20 protein-coding genes are annotated in these 23,813 nt (G+C 62.3%); 6 read left to right on the plus strand and 14 right to left on the minus strand.

The genetic code is table 11. The features are described from left to right. Positions 1-12 precede the first annotated feature (12 nt). Complete coding sequence (locus ON753_RS06655; RefSeq protein ID WP_265961789.1) at positions 13-924, minus strand: LysR substrate-binding domain-containing protein; 912 nt, start codon at positions 922-924, stop codon at positions 13-15. Positions 925-1,029: 105 nt separating this feature from the next. Between ON753_RS06655 and ON753_RS06660 the strand changes: the two genes are divergently transcribed. Then, entirely contained in the window at positions 1,030-1,572 is a 543-nt protein-coding gene (locus ON753_RS06660; protein ID WP_265961790.1) for a DUF6647 family protein, read from the plus strand. A gap of 6 nt (positions 1,573-1,578) precedes the next feature. Here the strand turns inward: ON753_RS06660 and ON753_RS06665 are convergent, their stop codons facing one another. Further along, entirely contained in the window at positions 1,579-2,382 is an 804-nt protein-coding gene (locus ON753_RS06665) for a class I SAM-dependent methyltransferase (RefSeq protein ID WP_265961791.1), read from the minus strand. 126 nt (positions 2,383-2,508) lie between these two features. Here ON753_RS06665 and ON753_RS06670 point away from each other — a divergent pair, with 126 nt between their 5' ends. Continuing rightward, the gene (locus tag ON753_RS06670) at positions 2,509-3,252 is read left to right on the plus strand and encodes a winged helix-turn-helix transcriptional regulator (RefSeq protein WP_265961792.1); all 744 of its coding nucleotides are present in this window, start codon (positions 2,509-2,511) and stop codon (positions 3,250-3,252) included. A gap of 27 nt (positions 3,253-3,279) precedes the next feature. On the opposite strand, the gene ON753_RS06675 is transcribed toward ON753_RS06670, so the two are convergent. Continuing rightward, entirely contained in the window at positions 3,280-3,825 is a 546-nt protein-coding gene (locus tag ON753_RS06675; RefSeq protein WP_265961793.1) for a LuxR C-terminal-related transcriptional regulator, read from the minus strand. Positions 3,826-4,156: 331 nt separating this feature from the next. Between ON753_RS06675 and ON753_RS06680 the strand changes: the two genes are divergently transcribed. Next, positions 4,157-5,677: an AMP-binding protein gene (locus ON753_RS06680; protein ID WP_265961794.1), complete on the plus strand. Its 1,521-nt coding sequence runs from the start codon at positions 4,157-4,159 to the stop codon at positions 5,675-5,677. 19 nt (positions 5,678-5,696) lie between these two features. After that, positions 5,697-6,500: a 3-hydroxybutyrate dehydrogenase gene (locus ON753_RS06685; RefSeq protein WP_265961795.1), complete on the plus strand. Its 804-nt coding sequence runs from the start codon at positions 5,697-5,699 to the stop codon at positions 6,498-6,500. Positions 6,501-6,581: 81 nt separating this feature from the next. On the opposite strand, the gene ON753_RS06690 is transcribed toward ON753_RS06685, so the two are convergent. From ON753_RS06690 to ON753_RS06710, 5 genes are all read right to left on the minus strand, one after another. Continuing rightward, the gene (locus tag ON753_RS06690; RefSeq protein ID WP_265961796.1) at positions 6,582-7,388 is read right to left on the minus strand and encodes a peptidoglycan-binding domain-containing protein; all 807 of its coding nucleotides are present in this window, start codon (positions 7,386-7,388) and stop codon (positions 6,582-6,584) included. A 613-nt stretch (positions 7,389-8,001) separates the two neighbouring features. Continuing rightward, positions 8,002-9,219 (minus strand): hypothetical protein, encoded by a 1,218-nt coding sequence (locus ON753_RS06695; RefSeq protein WP_265961797.1) that lies wholly within the window; start codon positions 9,217-9,219, stop codon positions 8,002-8,004. Continuing rightward, the gene (locus ON753_RS06700; protein WP_265961798.1) at positions 9,197-11,827 is read right to left on the minus strand and encodes an SIR2 family protein; all 2,631 of its coding nucleotides are present in this window, start codon (positions 11,825-11,827) and stop codon (positions 9,197-9,199) included. Before ON753_RS06700 ends, ON753_RS06695 begins: the two co-directional genes overlap by 23 nt. Before the next feature lie 454 nt (positions 11,828-12,281). Then, positions 12,282-12,941 (minus strand): DUF1236 domain-containing protein, encoded by a 660-nt coding sequence (locus tag ON753_RS06705; RefSeq protein WP_265961799.1) that lies wholly within the window; start codon positions 12,939-12,941, stop codon positions 12,282-12,284. Between the two features lie 310 nt (positions 12,942-13,251). Further along, a complete protein-coding gene (locus ON753_RS06710) occupies positions 13,252-13,845 on the minus strand; it encodes a TetR/AcrR family transcriptional regulator (protein ID WP_265961800.1) in 594 nt (197 codons plus the stop codon). A 175-nt stretch (positions 13,846-14,020) separates the two neighbouring features. Here ON753_RS06710 and ON753_RS06715 point away from each other — a divergent pair, with 175 nt between their 5' ends. Next, positions 14,021-14,449, plus strand: a complete 429-nt coding sequence (locus tag ON753_RS06715; RefSeq protein ID WP_265961801.1) for a VOC family protein — start codon at positions 14,021-14,023, stop codon at positions 14,447-14,449. 45 nt (positions 14,450-14,494) lie between these two features. Here the strand turns inward: ON753_RS06715 and ON753_RS06720 are convergent, their stop codons facing one another. From ON753_RS06720 to ON753_RS06745, 6 genes are all read right to left on the minus strand, one after another. Next, on the minus strand, positions 14,495-14,989 hold the full coding sequence (locus ON753_RS06720) for a hypothetical protein (protein ID WP_265961802.1): 495 nt from the start codon (positions 14,987-14,989) through the stop codon (positions 14,495-14,497). Between the two features lie 950 nt (positions 14,990-15,939). Beyond that, positions 15,940-17,385 (minus strand): coiled-coil domain-containing protein, encoded by a 1,446-nt coding sequence (locus ON753_RS06725; RefSeq protein WP_265961803.1) that lies wholly within the window; start codon positions 17,383-17,385, stop codon positions 15,940-15,942. 34 nt (positions 17,386-17,419) lie between these two features. Then, positions 17,420-18,346 carry a DUF6384 family protein gene (locus ON753_RS06730; RefSeq protein ID WP_265961804.1) on the minus strand — a complete coding sequence of 309 codons (927 nt, stop codon included), beginning with the start codon at positions 18,344-18,346 and terminating at the stop codon, positions 17,420-17,422. 64 nt (positions 18,347-18,410) lie between these two features. Then, positions 18,411-19,616, minus strand: coding sequence for a cell surface protein (locus ON753_RS06735; RefSeq protein WP_265961805.1), 1,206 nt, complete (start codon positions 19,614-19,616; stop codon positions 18,411-18,413). 514 nt (positions 19,617-20,130) lie between these two features. Next, positions 20,131-21,069 (minus strand): pseudouridine-5'-phosphate glycosidase, encoded by a 939-nt coding sequence (locus tag ON753_RS06740; RefSeq protein WP_323054688.1) that lies wholly within the window; start codon positions 21,067-21,069, stop codon positions 20,131-20,133. A 93-nt stretch (positions 21,070-21,162) separates the two neighbouring features. Further along, positions 21,163-22,086: a PfkB family carbohydrate kinase gene (locus tag ON753_RS06745; RefSeq protein WP_265961806.1), complete on the minus strand. Its 924-nt coding sequence runs from the start codon at positions 22,084-22,086 to the stop codon at positions 21,163-21,165. Between the two features lie 317 nt (positions 22,087-22,403). Between ON753_RS06745 and recA the strand changes: the two genes are divergently transcribed. Next, positions 22,404-23,474 (plus strand): recombinase RecA, encoded by a 1,071-nt coding sequence (gene recA, locus ON753_RS06750; protein ID WP_265961807.1) that lies wholly within the window; start codon positions 22,404-22,406, stop codon positions 23,472-23,474. Positions 23,475-23,813 lie beyond the last annotated feature (339 nt).

Below are 23,813 nucleotides of genomic sequence, written 5' to 3' on the forward strand. Positions count from 1 at the left end.
AAAACTGCCGTCTCAGCCCGTTGCCGCCATCCCGGACCGGATCATCCCGTCCCGCTGGACCTCTGCGAATATCCAGTCACGAAAGGCCCGGACCATCGGGTCGGCGGCACGCGCCTCGGTATAGGCCACGGAGTATATGACGATCGGCATCGTCACCGTGTCGAACAGTCGGACCAGCCGTCCCGACGCCACCGTGCCGCGCACCATCGCGTCATAAGCCAGCGACACGCCCTGGCTCTTCTCCGCCGCGGTGGTCGCCAGTTCGCAATTCGGGAAGACCGGTCCGCGAGGCATCTCGGGTGGTGCCAGGCCGGCGGCCGTGAACCATTCCTCCCAGGCGTCCCCCGTTTCGTCGTGCATCAGCCGGAGGCGAAGCAGGTCGTCGGGCTTGCGGATATTCTCGCGCGCCAGCAGGTCCGGGCTGACAACCGGATAGCGGTGCGACGACATCAGCCGTTCGCTCCTCACGCCCGGCACCGGATCGTCGCTCCACTGAATGACCAGATCGCTGTCGTTGACGGAAAAATCCACCGACGGTGCGCCGGAGGAGACGCGCAGGCGCACCCGGTCGCCGAAGCTCAGCCGGTCCAGTCTCGGCACAAGCCAGCGCGCCGCAAAGCCCGGCGTGCACAGAACCCGGAACGGCCGTTGGCCCGCCTCCTGAACGGCGCGGGTCGTTTCCTCGAAACTGTTGAGAAGATGCGTCAGCTTGCCCGCATAACCGCGGCCCGTCAGCGTCAGGTCCATCCCGTTGCCCTTGCGCTCAAACAGCGCCGTGTCGAGATATTCCTCCAGCGCCCGGATCTGATGGCTGACAGCCGAAGGCGACAGGCACAACTCGTCCGCAGCCTTCTTGAAGCTCTTGTGACGCGCGGCCGCCTCGAAGGCACGAACCGCCGCAAACGGTGGAAACCTGCGGCCCATAGGAAGTGAATTCCCTTCAGCAGGAGGTGAATTTTCACCTTTTGTGTCTGTTGCACGACGATCGTAGCATTCCCTCAGCAAATTCCAAAATCAGCGGAGGCCGTCATGGCACTCGGACACCTCGCCGGACTGCGTCTGGCGTGCACCCTCCAGCTTTGCCTTCTTGCAGTCCTGGCTCCGGCTGCCGCCCAGCCGGCCGAACCTGCGGCCCTGCAGGACGCCGGCGACATGCCCGGCCTTGTCGGCCATCTCCAGGACTGGCTGGACGACAACACGTCATTGCCGCGACGCGAGGAGGCGGCGGCGATCCGCTGGATGGATGCGGGCCCGTTCCTGTTTCCAGCGGACGCGGTGCGGGTCGCTCACGACAGCAATCCGCGCGGATATTACGACGCGGACCGCAAGACCATCTGGCTGGTGCGCCCGTGGAGCCCGCGCAACCCGGTGGACGTCAGCGTGCTGCTGCACGAACTGGTCCATCACAGGCAGGCCGCGGCGGGGCACTGGTATTGCCCCGGGGCCCAGGAACTGCCCGCCTACAGGCTGCAACAGGCATGGCTCGACGGGTTCGGGCTCAAGGCAAATGTGAACTGGATCGCGGTGGTGCTGGAAAGCGGCTGTACGCCGCGGGACATTCATCCCGATTGAGCCGCCTCAAACCCGCTTCCCGCGCACCAGCAGTGCCTGCCGGGGAATGACCAGCCCGACTTCCGTCTCGTATTTTCGGTGCAGCGCCTCGAAGGCCTCGCGGAACTCCGCGCGCCGCGCGTCGGGCAGGGCGGCGTGGGTGGCGGCGACAGGGCCGAAGCCCCGGAGGTATTCGTGCCAGACGGCGGCCGGATCCGGGGCGTAGAAAGTGGTGGTCTGTCTTCGCCAGCCGATCCGGAAGTCGTCCGCGAACATCTGTTGCAGCCAGTCCGGCCGTCCCCAGTCGAAGGGGGAGGAAGCCGGGCGCGGGGCGTCGGAGAAGGCGGCGATGAGGTTGAAGAAGCCGGCAATGTAGCCCTCCGTTTCATCCGCCCAGGTGGCCAGCGCAAAGCGGCCGCCGGGCTTCAGCACGCGCGCCATCTCCCTTGCGGCCGCGGCCGGGTCATCGGAGAAGATGACGCCGTAGGTCGAGATGATGCCGTCGAAGGACTTCTCCTCAAAGGGCAGGGCTTCGGCAGGGGCCGGCAGAAACTGCGGGCGCGGGTCCTGATGCTGCGTAAGGGCCTTTGCCGCCGCAATCATGCCGGGGGCGATGTCGATGCCGGTCACGGAGGCGCCGCGTCCGGCCGCAAGGCGCGCCGCCCAGCCGGTGCCCGTGCCGATGTCGAGGATCCGTTCCCCGGGCCTTGGCCAGAGCATCTGCACGGCGTGGGAAATGGTGTCGGAGAGGCCGAAGGATATCCCGTCATAGGCCTTGCCGGTGCTGCCCCACATGGTCGCTGCGGGGTTGTCGGTGACGATGGTGTTCATGACGTCCTCCTCGCGCCGTTGTCCCGGCCATTGTGTTTCATGGCCCGGCTTGCGCGATACTCCACGATCTGGAGTATTTTCCGCCCGGCGTCGCTGCTATGCTGGTCGAGACTGACGGAGGGTCCGATGAAGAGCTACGGCCAGTTCTGTCCGATCGCCAAGGCCGCGGAAATCTTCTGCGAACGCTGGACCGCGCTGGTGCTTCGCAATCTCGGCGCCGGGGCCTGCCGCTTCAACGACATCCATCGCGGCGTGCCGCACATGTCGGCAACCCTGCTCGCCCGGCGGCTGCGCCAGCTGGAGGACGAGGGGCTGGTCGAGCGCCGGCGCAGCGCCAGCGGAAAGAGCTGGACCTACTACCTGACGGATGCGGGCGCGGAGTTCCTGCCCCTGGTCGGGGCGCTGGCGGTCTGGGGCCAGCGTTGGACGCGCCGCGATCTGGAGGAGGGCGAAATCGATCTCGGCCTGCTGATCTGGGGACTGGAATATTCCGTTGACCCGGCCGCTTTCGGCACAGGGCGGACCGTCCTCCGGCTTGCCGTCACCGACCAGCCGGAAAACAAGCGGTTCTACTGGTTCGTCTGCGAACGGAAAACGCTGGAACTGTGCGTGTCGGATCCGGGCGGAGCGCCGGATCTTTATCTCGCCGCCAGCCTGCCGGATCTCATCCACATCTATCGCGGCGACCTTGCGCTCGGTGCCGCCATGGAGACCGGCCGCCTGACCGTCGACGGCCCGCCGCGCCTTGTCCGGCGCCTGGGCGCCTGGTTCAACTTCGGCACGATGGCACGGACCGGTCAGGCCACGGGCGGGCCGGCAAGGCGCACCGGCGCCGAGCGCGGTCCCGGGCAGGAAAAGACCTCATCGTGAGGCGGCGGCGTTGTCAGGGCCGAGGCGTCACAAGGGGATGCCGGCAATATGGGCAATCAGCTCCAGGCTGTTGCGGGCGCTGAATTTCTTCATCAGCCGGGCGCGGTGGACCTCGACGGTGCGCGGGGAGATTTCCAGGGCGCGGGCGATTTCCTTGGAGGTGTGGCCTTCCGCCAGCAGCCTGGCGACCTGCCGCTCGCGCCGGCTCATTTCGGCGATCGGGCGGTCCTCGGAGATGTCGGCGAAGGACCAGACGGCACGGGCGAACGGCGCCGCCGGGTCGAGGGACTGGCCGCGGACGCGGCACCAGAACAGCTCGCCGCAGCGGCGGCGCATGATGCGCTCGTCCCGGTAGCGGCCGCTGCCGGCCATCCTTTCCGCGCCGGCCTGGCCGATGCGCACGAACTCGTCCGACGAGGGATAGAGAACGGAAAGGGAGGCGTCCCGCAGCTCGTCCAGCGGGTAACCGAACATCTCGGCAATCCGCGGATTGCAGCGCCGGATGATGCGGTTTTCGGAGAAAACCAGCCCCACCGGCGCGTTGTCAAAGGCAAGGACTGCCAGGTCCTCCATCGTCACTCCATTACGTATATCGACGGAATATCCCCCCGCCTGCCGCGATAGTATCAATGACGCCGCCGGACCGAACCGCTTTCATTGACGATGAACAGAAAAAGCGGATGGTTCCGAGCGCTTGACGGGACACCCGCAACCGCATGCCGGGAGGGCATTCAGGTTGTTCGTCGCAGGGTGCCCGGGGCTGCGGGCCATCCTTCGAGACGCGAGCGGGGCTCGCTCCTCAGGATGAGGCTCTGGGTGGGGCTTCTTCAGCGGTGTGAGGGCGCCCTGCCGGAAGCGCGCATCGGGCCCGCATTGGGCCAGGGGGAACATTGGGGAGGATGACATGAACCCGGCTGAATGGCTGCGGCGGACGGCGATCCGCCATCCAGGCGATGCGGCGCTGCTGGAAGGCACCGAGCGCAGGGCGACCTATGGGGAATTCGCCAGGAGCGTCGGTGCGATCGGCGCGGCGCTTGCCGCCCGCGGCACGGCCAAAGGCGACCGCGTGGCGCTGTTCGCGTCGAACCGGACGGAGTATCTCGAAGCGCTCTACGGCATCTGGTGGGCGGGCGCGGCCGCCGTGCCGATCAACGCCAAGCTGCACGAGAGGGAAGCGGCCTGGATGATCGGCCATGCCGGGGTGCGCTTCGTTTTTGCCGACGACAAGTCCGCCGCCGCGCTGACGCCGCATGTGCCGGAAACCGTCACCATCGTCTCCCTTCAGGGCTCAGACTTCGATGCCATGCGCTCGGGCGCGCCGCTGGACGAGCCGGTGCCGCTGGAGCCGGAGGACCTCGCCTGGCTGTTCTACACCTCCGGCACGACGGGCAGGCCCAAGGGCGTGATGCTGACATGCGGCAATCTCACCTCCATGGCGCTCAGCTATTTCGTCGATGTCGATGACGTGCGCCCGCAGGACGCCATCCTTTACGCCGCGCCGATGAGCCATGGCGCCGGGCTCTACAATTTCATGCATGTGATGAAGGGCGCTCGCCATGTGGTGCCGCAGAGCGGCGGCTTCGAGGCCGGCGAGATCCTGCAGATCGCGCCGCTCATCGGCTCGGTGTCCATGTTCGCGGCGCCGACCATGGTGCGCCGGCTGGTCGATGCGGCCAAGGCGGCCGGCACGACGGGCAGGGGGCTTCGCACCATCGTCTATGCGGGCGGGCCCATGTACGAGGCGGACATCCTGGAGGCGGTGGAGGTGATGGGCGCACGCTTCGTCCAGATCTACGGCCAGGGGGAATGCCCGATGGGCATCACCGCCCTGCAGCGCCACGAGGTCAGCGACCGGGAGCACCCGCGCTGGCGCGAGCGGCTGAATTCCGTCGGCACCGCGCAGTCGGTCGTCCGGGTCGCCGTGCTCGACGAGGCCGGCCGGGAGCTGCCGCGCGGCGAGGTGGGCGAAATCGCCGTGCGCGGCGAGACGGTGATGAAGGGCTACTGGGAGAACCCGGAGGCGACCGCCAGGACCATCCGCGACGGCTGGCTGTGGACCGGCGACCTCGGCCGGATGGACGCGGACGGCTACGTCACCCTGCAGGACCGCTCCCGGGACGTCATCATCTCCGGCGGCACCAACATCTACCCGCGCGAGGTGGAAGAGGTGCTGCTGACCCACCCGGCCGTCCACGAGGTGGCGGTGATCGGCAGGCCGGATCCCGAATGGGGAGAGGTGGTGGTGGCCTTCGTCGCCTGCCACGCGGGGCAAAAGGCCGAAGCGTCCGAGCTCGACGCGCTGTGCCTTAACCGGATCGCGCGGTTCAAGCGGCCCAAGGCCTACCGCTTCGTTCCGGCCCTGCCGAAGAACAACTATGGCAAGATCCTGAAGACGGAACTTAGGGTGTGGACCCTGGCGCAATGATCAACACGGAGGAAACGGCATGAGCGATTTGAGCGGAAAGACGGCGCTGGTCACGGGATCGGTGCAGGGCATCGGCCTGGCGGTTGCAAGGTCGCTGGCGGGCGCGGGCGCGCGCATTGCGGTTCACGGGCTGGCAACGGCGGACGAGGCTGAGGCGGCGGTGGCCGCGATGCGGGAAGCCGGTGCGCCGGAGGCCAGGTTCTTCGATGCCGACATGCGCGACGTTGCCGCCATCGAGGCGATGATGGCCACTGTTGCCGACTGGGGCGCGGCCGACATCCTGGTCAACAATGCCGGCATCCAGAAGACGGCCAGCCTGGCGGAGGCGGATGCGGCGACCTGGGACGCGATCATCTCCGTCAACCTCTCGGGCGTCTTCCACACCATGCGCCTGGCCCTGCCGGCGATGGCCGAGCGCGGCTACGGCCGCGTCATCAACATCGCCTCGGTGCACGGGCTGGTGGCGTCGGTCAACAAGGCGCCCTACGTGGCGTCAAAGTTCGGCGTCGTCGGCATGAGCAAGGTGGCCGCCCTGGAATATGCGGCCGCCGGCAGCAAGGCCTCCGGCGGCGTCACGGTCAACTGCATCGCGCCGGGCTGGACGGAAACGGCGCTTATCGCGCCCCAGGTCGAGGCGCGTGCAGCAGAGTTCGGCGGCGACCGGGACAAGGCCATCGCCGACCTCCTGGCCGAAAAACAGCCCACCCGCCGCACCTCCGACCCCTCGGAAATCGGCGAACTGGCCCTGTGGCTGTGCAACATTAAGGCGCATAACCTGACCGGGGCGACGATTCCGGTGGACGGCGGCTGGACGGCGCAGTAACCGGACGGCATCGGGCCGCACCGGCGGGAGGGAACCGGCAGCGGCCGGTGACACCGAACATCGCGTTGGCGGCCGTGCGCGTCAGACGTTGCTCGCCAGTGCCTGCTTGGTTTTCGGTCCGACGATCCCGTCCGAGGCAAGTTTGTTCTGCGACTGGAATTCCTGCACCCGGCCCTTGGTTTTCGGCCCGAAGGCACCGTCGGGCTGAAGCGGGGGCAGCGTGGTTCCCTGCGCGGTCCCGGCCGCGTTCAGGACGGTCTGCAGGGCCGTCACGAGGGTTCCGTGTGCGCCGAACACCAGCATCTGTCCCGTCGCAAGCAACTCGTCGAGCGCCTTGTCCACCAGCTTTGCAAGCTTGTTGAGGCCGAGAATGCTGTCGATCTGCTCTGGCGTCAGGCTGGTGTTATCGTGCAAGGACACATGTATGTGGTCCTCGTGCTTGGCGAAGTGCGTTATGGGCGGACGCAGCGGGAATTGCGTGTTCACCTCGTCGCGTAGTTCGGGATCGTTGTGATAGACCGCAATCATGGAGAAGATCGGCTTCTTCGCAGCGATGTCCCTGGCAAGTTCGATGGTCTTGTCCCGGCCGTAGAACGGGTTCTGGTGGCCCGACAGCCTGTAGGGCGGGCCCTTGTGCTTGCCCGGAAGCAGATGCAGGTTGAAGATGTCGACGGCGAACCCGTCGTCGTGGGTGGCGTGATCCTTCTGGTGGCTGCCGTCTTCTTCGGCAAGGTCGCCGAGCGGCACCGGAAAATCCGGATGCTTGCGATGCCATTCCTCGATCAGGATCATCAGGAAGGCAATCAGGTTCTTGCGGCCGAACCGCCGGGTCGTTCCGCCCTTGCCCGCCCCCTGCCGGGCAAAGAAATGCCCCGGGCTGTCAGGCATCCTGAAGAGCCCGGGATTTTTCGGGGACCGTTCAACGCGGCCGAATATTCCGACTGACATGGCACAAACCTCACCTTGATGCTTGCTCTGTCAACCCGAAGCAGCATTCGAGGCAGTGATCCGGACGTCAGGGCCCAGGGGAGGATACATCCTCGCCGTTGCGGTCTGGCCTACATGGGGCGTCTTCGGGAGGCATGGCAAGTGTACCATTGGGTGTCCGTGGGGGGCAAATTGGCCGTTTGTGGACTGTCCGGCCAAGTCAAGGGCGAAGGACGACGCTCCATCAGTTGCGCCGCAACCCGCTTCCACGCCCACGGCTCGAACTCGCTGGGTTCAGCCCGCACTGCGGCACAAGATTGCCGCTGGTCAGAGTGGAACAGAAAATCGCGGCGCTTCAGGCGCGGTGGGCGTTTGTGGGAAGTGGAGCGGAGGCTTGGAGTGGGACAAGGGCGGTGGGTGGGTAGGGGCCAGGGAATGCTCGTTCTCTGCGAATTGGCCGGCTAAAGTGGGGTCGGAAGGGATTGGCGGGTTTTTGCTGAAGCAGACAAACTGGTTCGAAAGCTGCGCCGAACGAAGTCTACTCAACAACGACGGCAGAATCTAGCGAACTCCATCACGATGTCATTTCCGCAATATCCTGATATTCAATAGATTTTTCCAGTTCAGGCTTACACGATAGTATCCGATCAAGTATTTCTCTCGCTTGTCCGTGCTCCCATTGGAATGGCCGCGTAATCCAAAGCAGATGCAAGACTTCCTCGGGGAACCGTTCCGGTAGCATCGCGCTGTCTTTGAAGTCCTTGTGCGTCTTCCCGCCCCGATCTTTTAGAGAATATAGAATGGTTGAAGCTGAGGGAGTTTCTCCCAATAGTCCATTGTTCTCGAGCCAATGTAGTGCCCTTGGAAAGCATTCGTTGCTATACGTTGCAACCATCGCGAAATCCGCCCTCGTGTGACTGCTTTGTCTCGCTTCGTCACGAGGCCAATGTAATTCAATCCACGGCTTAATGGTTTGTATCCAATAGCTAGCGGCATCCTCTTTAGAATTGAGCATTCTATGCCGCAGGAAACTCGACATATACTCCAGTCCTTTTGTCCCGATCTCATCAAGAATTTCTCGAACGATTTTCTCGTCAACTGCTTTGAACTCCATGCTTGCAAGAAGGAAAAGCTGACAGAGATGTTCGTAGGTGCGTTCTTCGAACTGATCGGGTCTTCGCAGAGCGGTTAGGCAATCTGCTTCAAGAAGCTTAAACAAATCAGGGCTGATACGCGCAGGCCAAAGAAATGCACTCCAATACGCTGCTGCGCTTGGGTTAGTATCCCAACGGAAAAGTGGCAGAATATCTTGCTTGGTAAATTCTGGTGCAACTGCGTGCAAAACCTCCGCTCTGGATGCTACGATCACCGAAGACGCGTCAATTGCACTATGATCGGTTCTCTGGACGATTTTTTTGAGGCGATTGGCGAGGTCAGATGAAATTCCACCGTTCACTTTCGCGTCTTTGGGCCAGAGGTACTTAAGAAGATCTTCGGTGAGCTTGCCTGCAGGATCATTAATCGCGTAGCCGACCGGATCACTTATTTCGCGATCTTCTGAAGGGGAGCTAGTGCTGGCTGCCCAGATTTGATCCCAGATTTCGACGTATTGTTTCTTGGCAAGTGCTGTACCTTGCACCTTTCTTAAGAATTCAACAATTGTATTGATTACCTTCCTGCTCTGAAGGCTTCTTTTGGGTAAGTTAGCCAATATTTTGAGCAGTCGGTCCAGATAGTCTGGCGGCAGACTGGTGTTTGGTGCTTTTCCGTCAGCCATTTTCGGAACCTTCATCGGAACTCAGTATTGCCAGTTCTATCGCGTGGGTTAATCCTGAGATGCCTTCGCTCCAAAACTCCTCATCTTCTAAGTTTTGTTCGATCCCTTCTTCGAGGGTTTCCAATGCTCCTTTCGGATCACTTTCGGCCAGCTCACGAAGAATACGCGACTGATCCGATGTCCACTGTTGGACACGTTTGGCAGGGGTGATCTGCGCGAACTCAATCAGTTTCGATTGTTCGGTTCTTGTGCCCCAATCTAGGTCTCTGGAAGGCTCAGAAAAAACTAAGAATTCGTCACTCTGGTCTGCTGGAGGAGTATATGGACACTTATGCTTCAGCGCTGAAAATCGATCGGCGACCGCTGGAGGAAGCGTCACATTGCCTTGCTCCAGTTTGCTCAGATACATGATGATCATATGGTCCCTAAGTTCTCGCCACTCTCGGTTAGGCATGTGGCGATACTGTTTTCGATTTGGACCTTTGATGATGGCTCTGCAAAGGCGTGAGACTTCTTTGTTTTGCCAATGCTTTACGCGTTCACGTAAGTAGACCTTTACTTCGTGGGTAGTATCAAGCGCCCATAGCCATTTTGCGTCGTCCTCAATCAACACATTAAGCGCCCAACGATCAAGCGAGGACCCACTTTTGTTGGCCGCATATAGGAATAGCCTCTTGAACAATGGGTATTTCTGTTGAGCCCAGTAGACTGCGATAGATACAGCACTGTCCACGTCGGATGCGAGCCTGCGATCAAACGCTGTCCGCAGCAAGAAGACCAATTGACCGAACTCATCGACAAACTGATTCTGACTGTGTGGTGAAATGGATGGTATCGAATAACCTGTTAGGTCATTCTCACTGCTTGCTTTGTCTACAAGTGAGAGCCATTCTAGACCAGTCAACACCAGTTGACTAAGTTGTTCGCAAAGGTTCTCGAGGCCATGCTGACGTGCAGGAGTGGCGACAATCTGGTCAACTTGAAAATCTATTTCCGGATTGCGAAGCTTCAGCTCAAATGTGAACTGCCCAAATAGGGACTCAGTATGCTCCTCGAACTTCCTATAAGTAGAGGGTCTTATGATCAATTTGGGTGCAACATGTGACAGAAATTCTAATGCATCAGAGGGATTTCTTAGGTCTAAATTCTCGCGCAAATCGAACCAATGATTTGTAGGCAATTGGGTTTGCGCATATGCGTCGCTGGTCAGTATTCCCCAAAGTCTTTTTTGCTCAGGGGAAAGAGCAGGACGCAGTACTTTGTTTTGCGGGCGGCCATATTCCCATGAAAATCCAGGATGCGGCACGGCTCCATTTTCAAGTATCCAGTCTACCAGTTCCACCGTGTCAAGGTGCCATTGCATCCATTTGACCAGACTCGCAGATACGGGCTTTAGGTGAGAGGTGCCCCTCCCGTTTGTCACTGATCCCAAGTAACTTTGTTCTAGGCCCTTAGCTGCATCTCGTTGACGTCGCGCCGTGAGTAACTGAAATTCCTCAGGCGAGTAGACTTGATCAAGAAGGCCATTTTTCGCGAAGAATTGGAGCCAGTCGACTGAAGCTGTCTGGTCTCTCGTTTCCACAGAAGCGAGCGCTTCAGCTGCTTTGCCATCCTCATCGCGAAGCGCCCACAGCAAACGTTCTTGACCGAACGTGTCTTCGGACAAAAATGGTTTTGTTGCTTCATTTAGCGCGAGCGTCACACGAGCATTTTGTCCACCGGACGCTAAATCGGCCCAAGCGTTGAGGGTGTCATAGAGCCTATAGTGGCTACCTCGATTACGTCGAAGCTTTTCTTCTACAAAGTATGGTATCGGTGTTACTTCTTTTAAATCCCAACGTCTAAACTCATCTTCCTTATTGTTCTCATTGTGCTCAACAAACGCATACGGTTTCTTGAATTGAGTATGATCTTTTGTATCGTCAAAAAACTTCTCGGAATATGAGATTGCATCGAGCAAATACCTCATCACCCGATCGTTCAAACTGTATCCAATGAAGACGACGGTGAAATTTCTTAAGAGCTCAACAACAAATCGACTGCAATAACTATCAGTGAGGTAAGCTTCTCCAAAATCAGCGGACGTGAGGATTAGATTACCTAGTTCTAAATCGTCGGGCTTAGCTGGCAAAAGCCCATGCAGATGCAAAACACTGTTCCATCTATCGAATTTGGGAATGGGGAGTTTAGGCGCGCTATCAATATTAATCGATGTAGTCCTCTTAGCCGCTTTTACGAAAAGCCTATCAAAATTGGTTGTTATAAGGCGGCAAGTGCCGTCTCTTAAACGTGAAAGGCGAAGAATGGACTTGTGATTTTTTAGTGTTTTCGGTCTACGAGATAAGATGTCCGCGGTATCACGCCTCAGTTTAATTGCGTTTTTTGCCAGTTTCTTCTGAATGATCGACAATGCAAAGTCATACTCACTCTCTGCGATAGCTTCGCTAAGTTCCGGCGTGGAGGTAGTTGGGTTTCTGTTATTGAGCTCCTCAACTAATCCTCCAAAGAGCGGGTATCCTGCGTCGAGGGACACGCCAGCCCCACAGAAAAAAACCACGGTGCCGTCTGCGTGAGCATTCAACAATGTTTCAGGTATGTTAGGGCCTTCTGGAATGAATTGCATTACAGGTCTCGGTTGCTCTCGTAGGGCTTTCTCTAACACAAAAACAGCGACGTAGCTGTAGATGCCGCCCAGAGTTCACTCAATTTCCTGAAGCACAACCAGCTGCCCAGCCAATCGCTAATATCCGCTTTCTGGCCGAAAATGGCATTCAAACAAATATACAGGCAGCCTCTGCCCCCTCCTTCTCAAGTCTATATGCGCAGCGAAACGAACGACTGCTACTAGGATCGGAACAAGTACCGTTGGAAGACCGATTTGCGGGCGCAAAGCGGTTATTGATCCAGAGTCCGCTCATGGACGCAACGGGCCGGCACCTACCGAACGCATCTACTCGGCTTGGAACGGTGCCCTTCAGCGGTTGGTCGAGAAAACCAGAAGTATCCCCAAACAAAAAAACAGCGGGGGCATCGGCTCCCGCTGTCCTGTTTCGTCATCCGTCAGTCAGGATCGCTTATCAGCGATAGACGTAGATGATCTGACGGGTGTTCGGATCCACCAGGACCGGCTGGCCGTTCACGTAGCCGTATCTGTAGGGGTGATCCGGCACCGGCTGCAGCTGGACGGGTTCGGGGACGCCGGCGCCGACGACCACTTCACCTTCCAGGTAGACGGGCTCGACCCGGTTTTCCATCACATAGGTCCGGACCTCGTCCGGCGGTGTTGCCACCGCGCCTGCCGTGGCACCGGCAACGCCGCCCACGGCTGCGCCGACGGGACCGCCGATCAGGGCGCCGGCAACCGCGCCGCCGGCCGCGCCGACAACGGTGCCTTCGCCGCCGCCTTCATATTCGACGACCGGCACGGCTTCGGTCTCGATGCGGTTGGTCACGACGACCTGTTCACCGGAGAAGCTTCCCGCCAGATAGTCCGAATAGGAAAAGCCGGTGGTGCCGTTATAGGTGACCTGGCACCACTTGCTGCCCTGGACGCAGCCCTGAAGGGTGGCCTGTGCGCCGGCATCGATGACGCCGACAGCCGGATACTGCGGACCCGGGCCGCTGCGGATGTTGAGGTCGGTGGTGGCCGTTGCCGCGACGTCCGCGAGGGCCGTTCCGGCGCCAAGTGTCAGGATCGCCACGCCCGCAAGGGCGGCCTTCTTGAAGTCGTTACGCATGATGCTTCCTCCTTCTCTAGCGAGGCTGTCTTCAGCCAGGCTATTCGCTGCCAACACGGCAGGATGCCGAGATTGATAGTCGGCGGAGAAACGCACCCCCGGATAAATGGTTGCGGCCTCATATGTGATCATTTCATGTCATTTTCGCCCGGCAATTTGGGGCCCGGGCGGGAATTACTCTGTCTGCGGATGGAATTTGCAAGAAAACGCAATGACATCGGGTTTGTCTTGCCCGTGGAGTGCAGCAAAGGCCAAGAAAAGGCGCCATGGATATTTTCCGGAGTGTCCGTGAGGGGCCAGGCGCTTGCCGTCAGGATTTCAGCACCCCGGCCAGCAGTTGCCGCGTCGCTGTCTCGTAAGGCTGCCGGTCCTCGCCGCCGGCAATGGCAAGCGCCGCCCGGTCGAAGGCGGCGGAGAGCAGGGCGGCGAGGGGGGCGAGCGGCACATCCTGAAGCGCGCCGTGGCTTGCGGCATGGCGCAGGCCCTCCAGCAGCGTCGCGCCGCCGGTGTCGCGGTCGATATCCGCCATCTCTGCAAGCCCCAGCACCGCCGGGCCCTCCAGCAGCATGATCCTCGCCCGTCCGGGCACGGCCATGGCCGAGAAATAGGCGTTTGCGCCCGCCATCAGCGCCTCCAGGGGCGGCTGGCCGGGCGACGTGCCGGCGTCGATCTCCCGCGCAATGGCGGCCGCCTCCCGGCGCACCAGCGCGCGCATCAGGTCCGCCTTGTCGGCGAAGTGGTGATAGAGCGCGCCCCGGGTGACCTCCGCCTTTGCCACGATCTCCGGCGTGCCGGTTTCCGCATAGCCCTTTTCGACGATCAGTTCGCGGGCGGCGTCCAGCAGCGCCTTGCGGGTTTCGGCGCGGCGCTCGGCCTGGGTGCGGCGGGATCCTGCTTCTTGCATACATGCAGCCTGTATGTTAATTGTAAGATACATGCAGACTGTATGTCTTTTCGCCGTGCATGAAAAGGGCCCTGGGGGGCGGGGTTGTCGGTGGGGCTGTTTGGCGGGCTCACGGGCCCCCGGCGCATCCGGGCCGGCGAAGGGCAGGGATACTCAAGAGTTGTGGAGACAAGCGATGAAATGCACCCAGTATTATCCGGTCCTGATGACGTCGGACGTGGCCGGGACGGCGCGCTTCTACCAGGAGAACTTCTCCTTCAGGCCGCTGTTTCAGGCCGACTGGTACGTGCATCTCCAGTCGGCGGAAGACGAGAGCGTCAACCTGGCGGTGCTCGACCGGAGCCACGACACCATTCCGGCGGAGGCACGCGGCGCCGGGGCGGGCGGGCTGATCCTCAATTTCGAGGTGGAGGATGTCGACGCGGTCTATGAGCGCGCGCGCGGCAAGGGCCTGCCGATCATGCTGGCCCTGCGGGACGAGGCCTTCGGCCAGCGGCATTTCATCACCCGCGACCCGAACGGCGTCCTGATCGACATCATCACGCCGATCCCGCCGAGCGCGGAGTTCCTGGCGCAGTTCGCTCCGGAGGCGGTGCCGGAATGAGCGGGCACGCGCCGCTCGTTCCGGATTAATCCGCGGCCCGGGCGGTCAGGAAACGGCCGGCGGGCAGGGGCTGCCGCGTTCGGCGCGGGATTTCAGGCCCTGCAGGCTCTGCATGGTGTTCGGATTGCCCGGCAGCACGAAGCTCTGTTCCAGGGCGGTGCGCACGTTGTTGATCACCGCCAGGTCCTGCACCGCCAGGGTGCGGCAGGGCGCGCCGGTAAAGCGGACACGGATGCGGATGACGCGCTGGCCGTTGTCGGAGGGGCCGAACTCGGCGTCGAGCGCCGGGTTCTCGCCGGGCATCGGCCGCTCCAGGACAACCATGTTCGGCTGGTTCTGCAGAACCGTCGTGCCCTGCTGCTGGGCACCGGCAACCAGCGCGGCGCGCACGGCCTCCGGAGAGGCGGCAACGGTAACGGTCTGGGCGCCGGCGGGAACATCCAGCTGCGGCTGGTTCGGAAGCGCAGCCTGGCGGGACGGGCCGCTCTGGCAGGCCGCGAGGGCAAGGGCGCAAAGGCTGATCAAAAGTATCTGTCGCATCGGCTGTTCCGAGGTTTAAAGAGCAATCAAAGATCCGGTCTAGAACACGTTCCGATCCGGCACAACAAAACTGCACGTGAGCGCAGCTTTTTTCCGCCTCAGCGTGCCAAAACACTCTTAACGAAGCCTTTTGTTGGGAAAAAGGCGGTGATTGGCGCCCGAGCGGAGCCTCACCCGGCAGAGTGGCTGAAGCCGCCTTGTGCGAGGAAAAGAAGGGCTCGCTGGCGCTCGCGCTGATGTCGGGATCCCGGATCTGCGCGCAGCTGACGCTGCACTTGTCCAGGATGACGGGCGGGTGTGGCAAGTCAGTAGTTGTTGAACGAGAGGTGGCGGCGAGCTTTCCGGGCTAATGCACAAGCCCGTCCTCGTTCTGAGTCCTCATCCTGAGGAGCGAGCCTGCTCGCGTCTCGAAGGATGCGCTCCTTGCCCGGGAATGTGCCGCCCATGCTTCGAGACGGGCCTGACGGCCCTCCTCAGCATGAGGGGAGTGGGTTGGAGAGGCGGAGGTCCCGGAACGAGGAACAGTCGCTATTCCTTGCAAGCCTGTCTGCAGGCACGTCCTCATCCTGAGGAGCGAGCTCGCTCGCGTCTCGAAGGATGCGCCGCTTGCCCGGGCGTATGCCGCCCATGCTTCGAGACGGGCCTTATGGCCCTCCTCAGCATGAGGGAGTGGGGTGGAGAGGCGGAGATCCCGGAACGAGGAACAGTCGCTATTCCTTGCAAGCCTGTCTGCAGGCACGTCCTCATCCTGAGGAGCGAGCCTGCTCGCGTCTCGAAGGATGCGCCGCTTGCCCGGGAATGTGCCGCCCATGCTTCGAGACGGGCCTGACGGCCCTCCTCAGCATGAGGGTTTCGGATGGAGCGGCGCCTCAGGGTGACGGGCGGGGGTGGCCGCGCGTCACTTCGACCGGGAGACGCGTCATCCACTATTCACGGCCCTCCGGGAGTGCTCAGAACTTGCTGCCCGTCTTGAAACCACCGCCGCCGAAGCTGCCGCCGCTCTTGAAACCGCCGCCGCCGAAGCTGCCGCCGCCCTTGAAGCCGCCGCCGCCGAAGCCGCCCATGGATTTGGGCAGGCCGGTGCCGCCCGGAAAGGCCACCCGGCGGCCGCGCGGCTTGCGCCGTTTGTGCGAGCGCTCGGCCCGGGCCCAGTAATCGGCCCCGGTGATGGCGCCCTTCACCAGTTCGCCGAGGAGAACCGTGGTGAGGTTGTCGTCGGAGAAGGTGGATTCCCAGCTGCCGTAGCCCTTGGCGCGGAAGCGCTTGATGACGTCTGCCAGTTCGCCGCGCCGGCGGCCGATGTCGCGCTGCAATTCGCGGTCCTGGCGGATTTCCCGCGCTACCTGATCGATGCGCTCGCGCAGGTCCTCGATGCGCTGGACGATCTTTTCGTCTTCCGGGGAGGGAGATTCGCGTGCCTCGCGCCACAGCTCCTTCAGGTCGTCGGCCTGCAGGGAAACGGACAGATGCTCCTCCGCCTTCTGGAAATCGGCGTCCTCGCCGCTGGAGAACTCGGCAAGGGCGGTGGAGAGCGTCTCGATGCGCCGGTCGAGCGTGTCCAGTTCGCCGTCGATCCGGTCGATCTCCTCGCTCATGGTCTCGATGGAGCCGACGAGGTCGCTGCCGGCGGCGTCGGTCATGGCGTCGCGGCTGATCCTGGCGAGCTTTTCCTGCTCCTGGCGGGCGACTTCGGCGCAGTGTTCCGCGTGCCTGGCCATGCGTTCGGGAATGCCGGTGAGCATGGCGTAGTTCGCCCGCGCATCATGATAGCCGATCAGGCCGGCGACCCAGCGGTCGAGCGAGCGGACAAGGCCGCGGCGCCGGTAGTCCGGCGTTCCGAAACCGCGCTGCCACAGATAGACGAACAGCGGGTCGGCGTCATAGGCCTTGCCCTTCTGCCGGCGGTCCTCCTCGGCGATCCCGGCCTTGGTGGCGGCGGCTTCCGCCGTTGCCTCGGCCTCCTGCGTCGCCTTGCGCTGGGCCAGATAGGCCGCGTCCTCCTCGAGCCGGGCGTCGACGGCCTCCATCAGCTCGTCCATCCGGGTCTCGGCAGCGTTGCGGGCGCTGTCCAGTTCCGTGCGCTTCTTCTGCAGCTGAAAGCGCTCGCTCTCGCACTGGCGCAGCTGTTCGGTGAGGACCTTGTAGTCGGCGCTGCGCTTGTCCAGAAGCCGCCTTGCCTCGCGCGCCGCGCTGTCGAGGCGGGTGTTCAGCGTGCCGGCGGCGTCGGAATCGAGCCGGAAGCGGGCGAGATCCCGATAGGCTTCGCTCTGCCGCTCCTGCAGGTCGGTGAGGGCGCGGGTGGAGCGTTCGATGCGCTTGGAGAGCTCGGCCTCCTCGCGCCGCAGATCCTCCAGCGACTGTTCGATCGTGCCCAGGGTCTGGCGGCCGGTCAGCATCTGGCGGCCTCCACGGGGAAACGCAGGTCACCTGTCACCATGTCGTAATCGCTCCGTCCTGCACGCCGCCGCGCCACTTGATGTTCAGCTCGCCGCTCCGCTTGCGGCCGAGGACGCCCGTCTGGACGATGCCGTCCTCCATCTTGTCGCGGCGCACCGCATTGTAGATGACCTCGGAAACGCGCTGTGCCCATATGTCGACGGTCCGGGTGCTGTTGTCTTCTTCCGAAACGATGTTGCGCTTCAGGACGTTGCCATCCGGGTCGATGGCCTCCACTACGATGTAGTAGTTCTCGGTTTCCGGGTTGGCGTCCGGGATCCGGGAGATGCCCGTCGGCACGCCTTCGCGCGCGACGATGCGCACCTCGAAGACCTCCTGAAGCCGGGCGACCAGCTGGCGCAGATCCGCCTCCGCCTCGAAGGCGGCGTCATTGTTGCCGTCGGACAGGGCAAACCGGCCGTCCTTGGCAATGCGGGCGGCCTGGGCCTCTACCTCCGCGTTTTCCGTCAGCGTGTCGACACGCCCGACCAGTTCGGAATAGGTGGCCGGAAGGGCCTCCAGGCGCGCGGTCAGCTGCGCTTCCGCGCGGTCCGCGGGCAGTTTCACCAGGAAATACCAGGCCCCCAGGGCAACCACCAGCACGGCGGCGGCGGCGGCGAGCCATTTGGACCACGTGCCGCGGGAGATATAGACCATGGCCAGCGTGCGCTTGAACCCGGCGGGCGGCGGCGCATAGACGAAACGGTCGCGCTTGAGGTCCTCGACGCCGGCCTTCAGGATGTGGTCGGGAACCTCGATCCCCTGGGCCCTGTAGACCTCCCGCAGCCGCTCGATCATGGCAGCGTCCCGCTCGTCCGCCCGGAGCTCGCTGGCGACCTGTCCTTCTTCGTGGCGCAACGTGTCCACCACGTCCATCGCCATCATCAGATCGTCGAGAGGGGCGGAACTCTTGCTTGCCATACAGTGCCTGTCTGTTCGGGTTGGGCGGGCCGGTGGCTGTCCGGCCCGGCCGGAACGGGACGGATCAGAGCGCGCCGGACTGCGCGGTCAATTTGGCAAGGCGCCGCTTGCCGTCTTCCACCGCGTTGCGGATCTCTTCGGAGTTCTTTGTCGACATTTCCCGCATTTCCGAAATGATCTCCCGGGAGTGAACCTGGAAATTGACGACGGAATCGACGAGCTTCTTGACCGAGGCGGCCGCCACCGTCGGGCCGTAACCGGCCTTCAGCGCTTCCTTCTGCACAGTGTCGCCGATCTCCGCCAGCGTCTCCAGGCTCTTGTTGAGCCCGTCCTTCATGGCGTTGAGCGTTTCGGTGGATTCGTGCAGGCCCTGCAGGCCGGTGAAGGAGGCGTTGAGCGCGGTCAGAACGGACTCGTTGGTGGAGAAGAAGCTGACCGACTGCGCATAGACCCGCTCCTTGGCGTTGGTGGTCTGCATCAGGCGCGCCATGATCACTTCGGAGGTGTTGTAGCCGACCGTCAGGTTGTCCGAGAGGTCCTTGGCGATCTGGTAGCGCTTTTCCTCGTCCTGCATCTCACGCAGCTTCTCGTCCCGCGCCAGCTCCAGCCGGGCCTTCTGGGCCGCGTCGCCGCCGGCATAGGCCTCGACCTCGGTGGACGCGGTCTCGAGCGCCTGCTTGGTGGCGTCCAGCCTGGTTGTTGCGATGTTGAGCAGTTCCAGCGCCGTCACTTCGGCCTGTTTCAGCGCGCCGCGGAAATCACGATAGGCATTCAGGATGGTCTGTTCGCGCTCGATCTGGTCCTTGGTGGCGACGGCGACTTCCTTGTAGGTGTCGCGAATGTCGGTGAACCGGTCGGAAATCGTGCCCCTGCGCATTTCGCGCCATTTGTTGGACAGGTTCTCGGTGAAGGAAATCCTGCCGTCCGCCAGCTGGTCGACCAGCGCCTTGGCATCGTCGCGGATGGAATTGAAGGCGTCGGTGATTTCCTCGTAGCGCTCGCCGATATCCATCTGCTGCACCTGGGAGCGGACGACCTCGTTGAAGTTGGACGCCTGGCCGAGGGTGCGGGTGATCACCAGCACCTTGTCCGGGGAGAGATCTGAGATCTGCTCCAGGAGCGCGTTGATCGGCGCATCGGTTTCGGTCTCCGGCTGGATGCCGATGTCCCGGAGCGTCGAGAGGGCGCGGTCGAGATATTGAAGCGGTGTGAGGCTTCCGGTGGCTGCCGGTGCATTTTCCGGGCTTGCTGGTGCTGCCGCGTCTGTCATTTCGGGACTCCTTCAACGACGGCGGCACACTTGCAGATCCATTCCGCAAGTCGTCTGCCGCACCGTCCTGTTAACGCCACTACCCGCAAATTTAGGGCAGGCGGATGCCGCATTGTCAACGGCTTAGGGTATGGCCCCATAAAATTGAACGCACTGGCGTCAAAACGGCCAGGAGCGGGGAGGAAAAGTCCGCAGGTCGATGCTTGTGCATCGGCCAAGGACTTTGACGCTGCTGCTCGCAGCCGTTTTGGTGTCCTTTGGATCTCTCTGGAGCGGACCGTCTCCTGCGTTGCGAAGACTTGAAAACCGGCCGGGTTTCCTGCGCCTTCGCGCCTTGGATACGGTCCGCTCCAGAGAGACCAGTGCATTCAATTTTATAGGGCCATACCCTAGACTGTAACTGATTGCAGTGCACGTAAACGGTGAAATCCGTCAAGGCAATCCATAGACGGTTAATGCGACAGATGTGTAAGCGAGATCGGGCGTTTCGCGTGAATTGCGGGTTGGCAGGCAGTTAGACCAGCTCCGCGGCAATGCGGGCGGCCAGCCGGGCATTGTTGCGCACCAGCGCGATGTTGGTCTCCAGACTGCGGCCGCCGGTCAGATCGAGAATGGCGCCCAGAACGAAGGGCGTGACGTCCTTGCCCCTGACGTTTTCCGCTTCCGCCTTGCGGATCGCGGCGTCGATATGGCCGGTCATTTCATCCCGCGGGATCTCGTGCTCCCGCGGCACCGGATTGGCGATCAGGACGCCGCCATGGCCGGGAAAGCGTTCGCGCATTTTCAGGAGGGCGCCGATGTCCTGCGCGGAATTCAGCGTATAGGGGGCCTTCAGGCCGCTGGAGCGGGACCAGAAGGCGGGCAGGTCCTCCGTGCCATAGGCGATGACCGGCACGCCCTTGGTCTCCAGAACTTCCAGCGTTTTCGGGATGTCGAGCAGGGCCTTGGCACCTGCGGAGACGACGCAGACCGGCGTGCGGGCGAGTTCATCGAGGTCGGCGGAAATGTCGAAGCTCGTCTCCGCGCCCCTGTGGACGCCGCCGATGCCGCCGGTTGCAAAGACCTTCAGCCCCGCCGCATGGGCGGCCATCATGGTGGCGGCGACCGTGGTTGCGCCATAGCGTGCGGTGGCGAGCGCGAAGGTAAGGTCCGCCCGCGAGCATTTCATCACGTCTTCGGCCTGCGCCAGCCGGTCGAGATCGGCATCGGCGAGGCCGATCATGATCCGGCCGTCCATCAGCGCGATCGTCGCCGGAACGGCGCCTTCGGCCCGGATATCGTCTTCCACCTGCCGGGCGGTCTCCACATTGCGCGGAAACGGCATGCCGTGGGTGATGATGGTCGATTCCAGGGCGACGACCGGCCTGCCGCCGGCAAGGGCTTGGCGGACTTCGTCGCTATAGACAATCAGATCCTGGAAGGAGGCGGATGGGGGCATGGGGGATGTGGTCATTGGCGCCAGGCTTTTCTGTTCAGGCACAGCATGTCGTGCCGCTGTTATAGGTGCAAGGCGGGGCGGCGCCAAGACGGGAGTTTGTCCGAATGGTCAAAATGTCTGCAGGGCATCCCAGGAAAGATCATCCGCCAGCGCACCGGTCGCCCGCAAGGTGAGCGCCGCGGCCGAGAGGCCGAACGGCACGGCCTCGCGAAGGGAAAATCCTCTGGCAAGAGCTGCCAGCATGCCGGCGGTCAGTGCGTCTCCCGCGCCGGTCACGTCGACGATGGGAACCTGCCGCGTGGAAAAACGGCTGAGGCTGCCGGCTTCCCAGACGAGGACGTCGGCGGCGCCGCTGGTTAGGACAAGGCTGCGCACTCCCGTCCGGGCGAGGGCGTTCGCCAGGTCCTCCGCGCCGGTTTCCTGCGCAAGGCCCGTGAGGGCGGCGGCCTCTCCCCGGTTGAGAAGCAGGCAGTCGAGCCTGGGCAGAACCGGTTGCAGGCGGGGCGCCTTTGCATCGGACACGGCATTTGCGACGATCCGCCCTCCGGTGATCCGGCCGGTGATATGTGCCAGCATCGGCGCCGGCAGGTTCGCATCCAGGAACCAGATCGTCTCCGGCGCCGATGCGGCGATGAGATCGTCGAGGACCGGATCGAAAAGGTCGCACGGGGCTTCGCTGAGGACACGGTCGTCGACGCAGGCGGCGGCGAGCGTTCCGTCCGGATCATGGAGGGCGAGATACTGCCCGGTTGTATGGCCGGGGCGCGGCACATGAGCCAGTTTCACCCCTTCCAGGGTCAGCCGCCGCGTGAGTTCGCGCGCCGCTGCGTCGTCTCCGACGGTGCCGACAAGATGCGCCTCGACGCCGAGCCGGGCGAGGGCCCGGGCGACGTTGGCCGCAACCCCGCCCGGCCGGGAGACGAAGGCCGCCGGAGTCGAGGTTTCCGGGCGAATGGTCTCGCCGGCATGGGCGATCGTGTCGAGATGGATCGCACCGATACAGATCACTGAACTGGGTGAGGAGGAGCGCACGGGAGGCGGACATCCTTGGCTGGACCGGCTGGCCGGGTGATGATGACTGTCAGTATGCGGGCTAGCAGATCCGGGTGAGGGCGGCAACCGTCTGCACGGCGGGAGAGTGATTCTCTACCATGACGACATGACGCACTTTTCCGCAATTTTCTAACGTTGCGTTAGTTGAGGTTGTATGTTTTGAGAACATACTGGAAACAAAAAGCGAATTCTATTTTAATACCAATCGGTTTTGGCGTATTGCCAAATGAGAACAAAATGTGTACAAACGCTTCCATTGAAACGGCGCGTCCATCGTGGAATAAGGAGCGTAAGGAATGTCGCAAAGTACACTTCGTCTCGTAGAAAGCAGCCAGATGGATAAGACAAAAGCGCTTGATGCAGCGCTCAGCCAGATCGAACGGGCCTTTGGCAAGGGCTCTGTCATGCGGATGGGGCAGGGGCAGGTGGTCGAAGTTGCCGCCATCTCGACAGGGTCGCTGGGTCTGGATATCGCGCTTGGCATCGGCGGCCTGCCCCGCGGCCGCGTCGTGGAGATCTACGGTCCGGAATCCTCGGGCAAGACCACCCTTGCCCTTCACACGGTGGCTGAAGCGCAGAAGGCCGGCGGCATTTGCGCCTTCATCGACGCGGAACACGCGCTTGATCCGATTTACGCCCGCAAGCTGGGCGTCGACATCGATAATCTTCTGATTTCGCAGCCGGATGCGGGCGAGCAGGCGCTGGAAATCGCCGACACGCTGGTTCGCTCGGGCGCGATCGACGTGCTGGTCGTCGATTCCGTCGCGGCCCTGACGCCGCGCGCCGAGTTGGAAGGCGAGATGGGCGACAGCCTGCCGGGCATGCAGGCAAGGCTGATGAGCCAGGCCCTGCGCAAATTGACCGCCTCCATTTCCAAGTCGAAATGCATGGTGATCTTCATCAACCAGATCCGCATGAAGATCGGTGTGATGTTCGGCTCGCCCGAAACCACGACGGGTGGTAACGCGCTGAAATTCTATGCCTCCGTCCGCCTCGACATCCGCCGCATTGGGTCCATCAAGGACAAGGATGAAGTGGTCGGCAACCAGACCCGCGTGAAGGTGGTGAAGAACAAGCTGGCGCCTCCCTTCCGTCAGGTCGAGTTCGACATCATCTACGGCGAAGGCGTTTCCAAGATGGGCGAACTGGTCGATCTTGGGGTCAAGGGCAATATCGTTGAAAAATCCGGTGCCTGGTTCTCCTATAACAGCCAGCGCCTTGGCCAGGGCCGCGAGAATGCGAAACAGTTTCTGCGGGAAAATCCGGAAATTGCCGCCGAGATCGAAGCGGCGGTCCGACAGAATGCCGGCCTGATTGCCGAAGCGATCATCGATCCGGATGCCGCGCCGGAAGAAGCCGAGGATTGATCGCAATCCGGTCTGTGGACCGGCCATCTGCTGCAAAGCACCCTGCGCTTTTGCGAGCGCAGGGTGCTTTGGCGTTGAGAGCTTAGCGGCCGGATTCTGCCCCCGAGGCGCCGGGACCCTGTTCTGCAGCGTTCTTCTCCCGTCCTTGCGGTCACAATCGCCGTGAAACGCTTGCCGCGGCTCGCGGATCCGCCGCATTCCGTAGCGTGCGGACCCATAAATGAGGATGAAATGGTTTGAGGCGGATTGCGCGTCCTCAAGAAGCGGAAGCGCAGGAAATGTGGTTCATTTTCAAGCCTTTCGCGACGTAGAGGAGGCCCAATCCGGTCAAATCCGAAG

It is taken from the genome of Roseibium salinum, assembly GCF_026240905.1.
In the GTDB taxonomy this organism is placed as follows: Bacteria; Pseudomonadota; Alphaproteobacteria; order Rhizobiales; family Stappiaceae; genus Roseibium; species Roseibium salinum.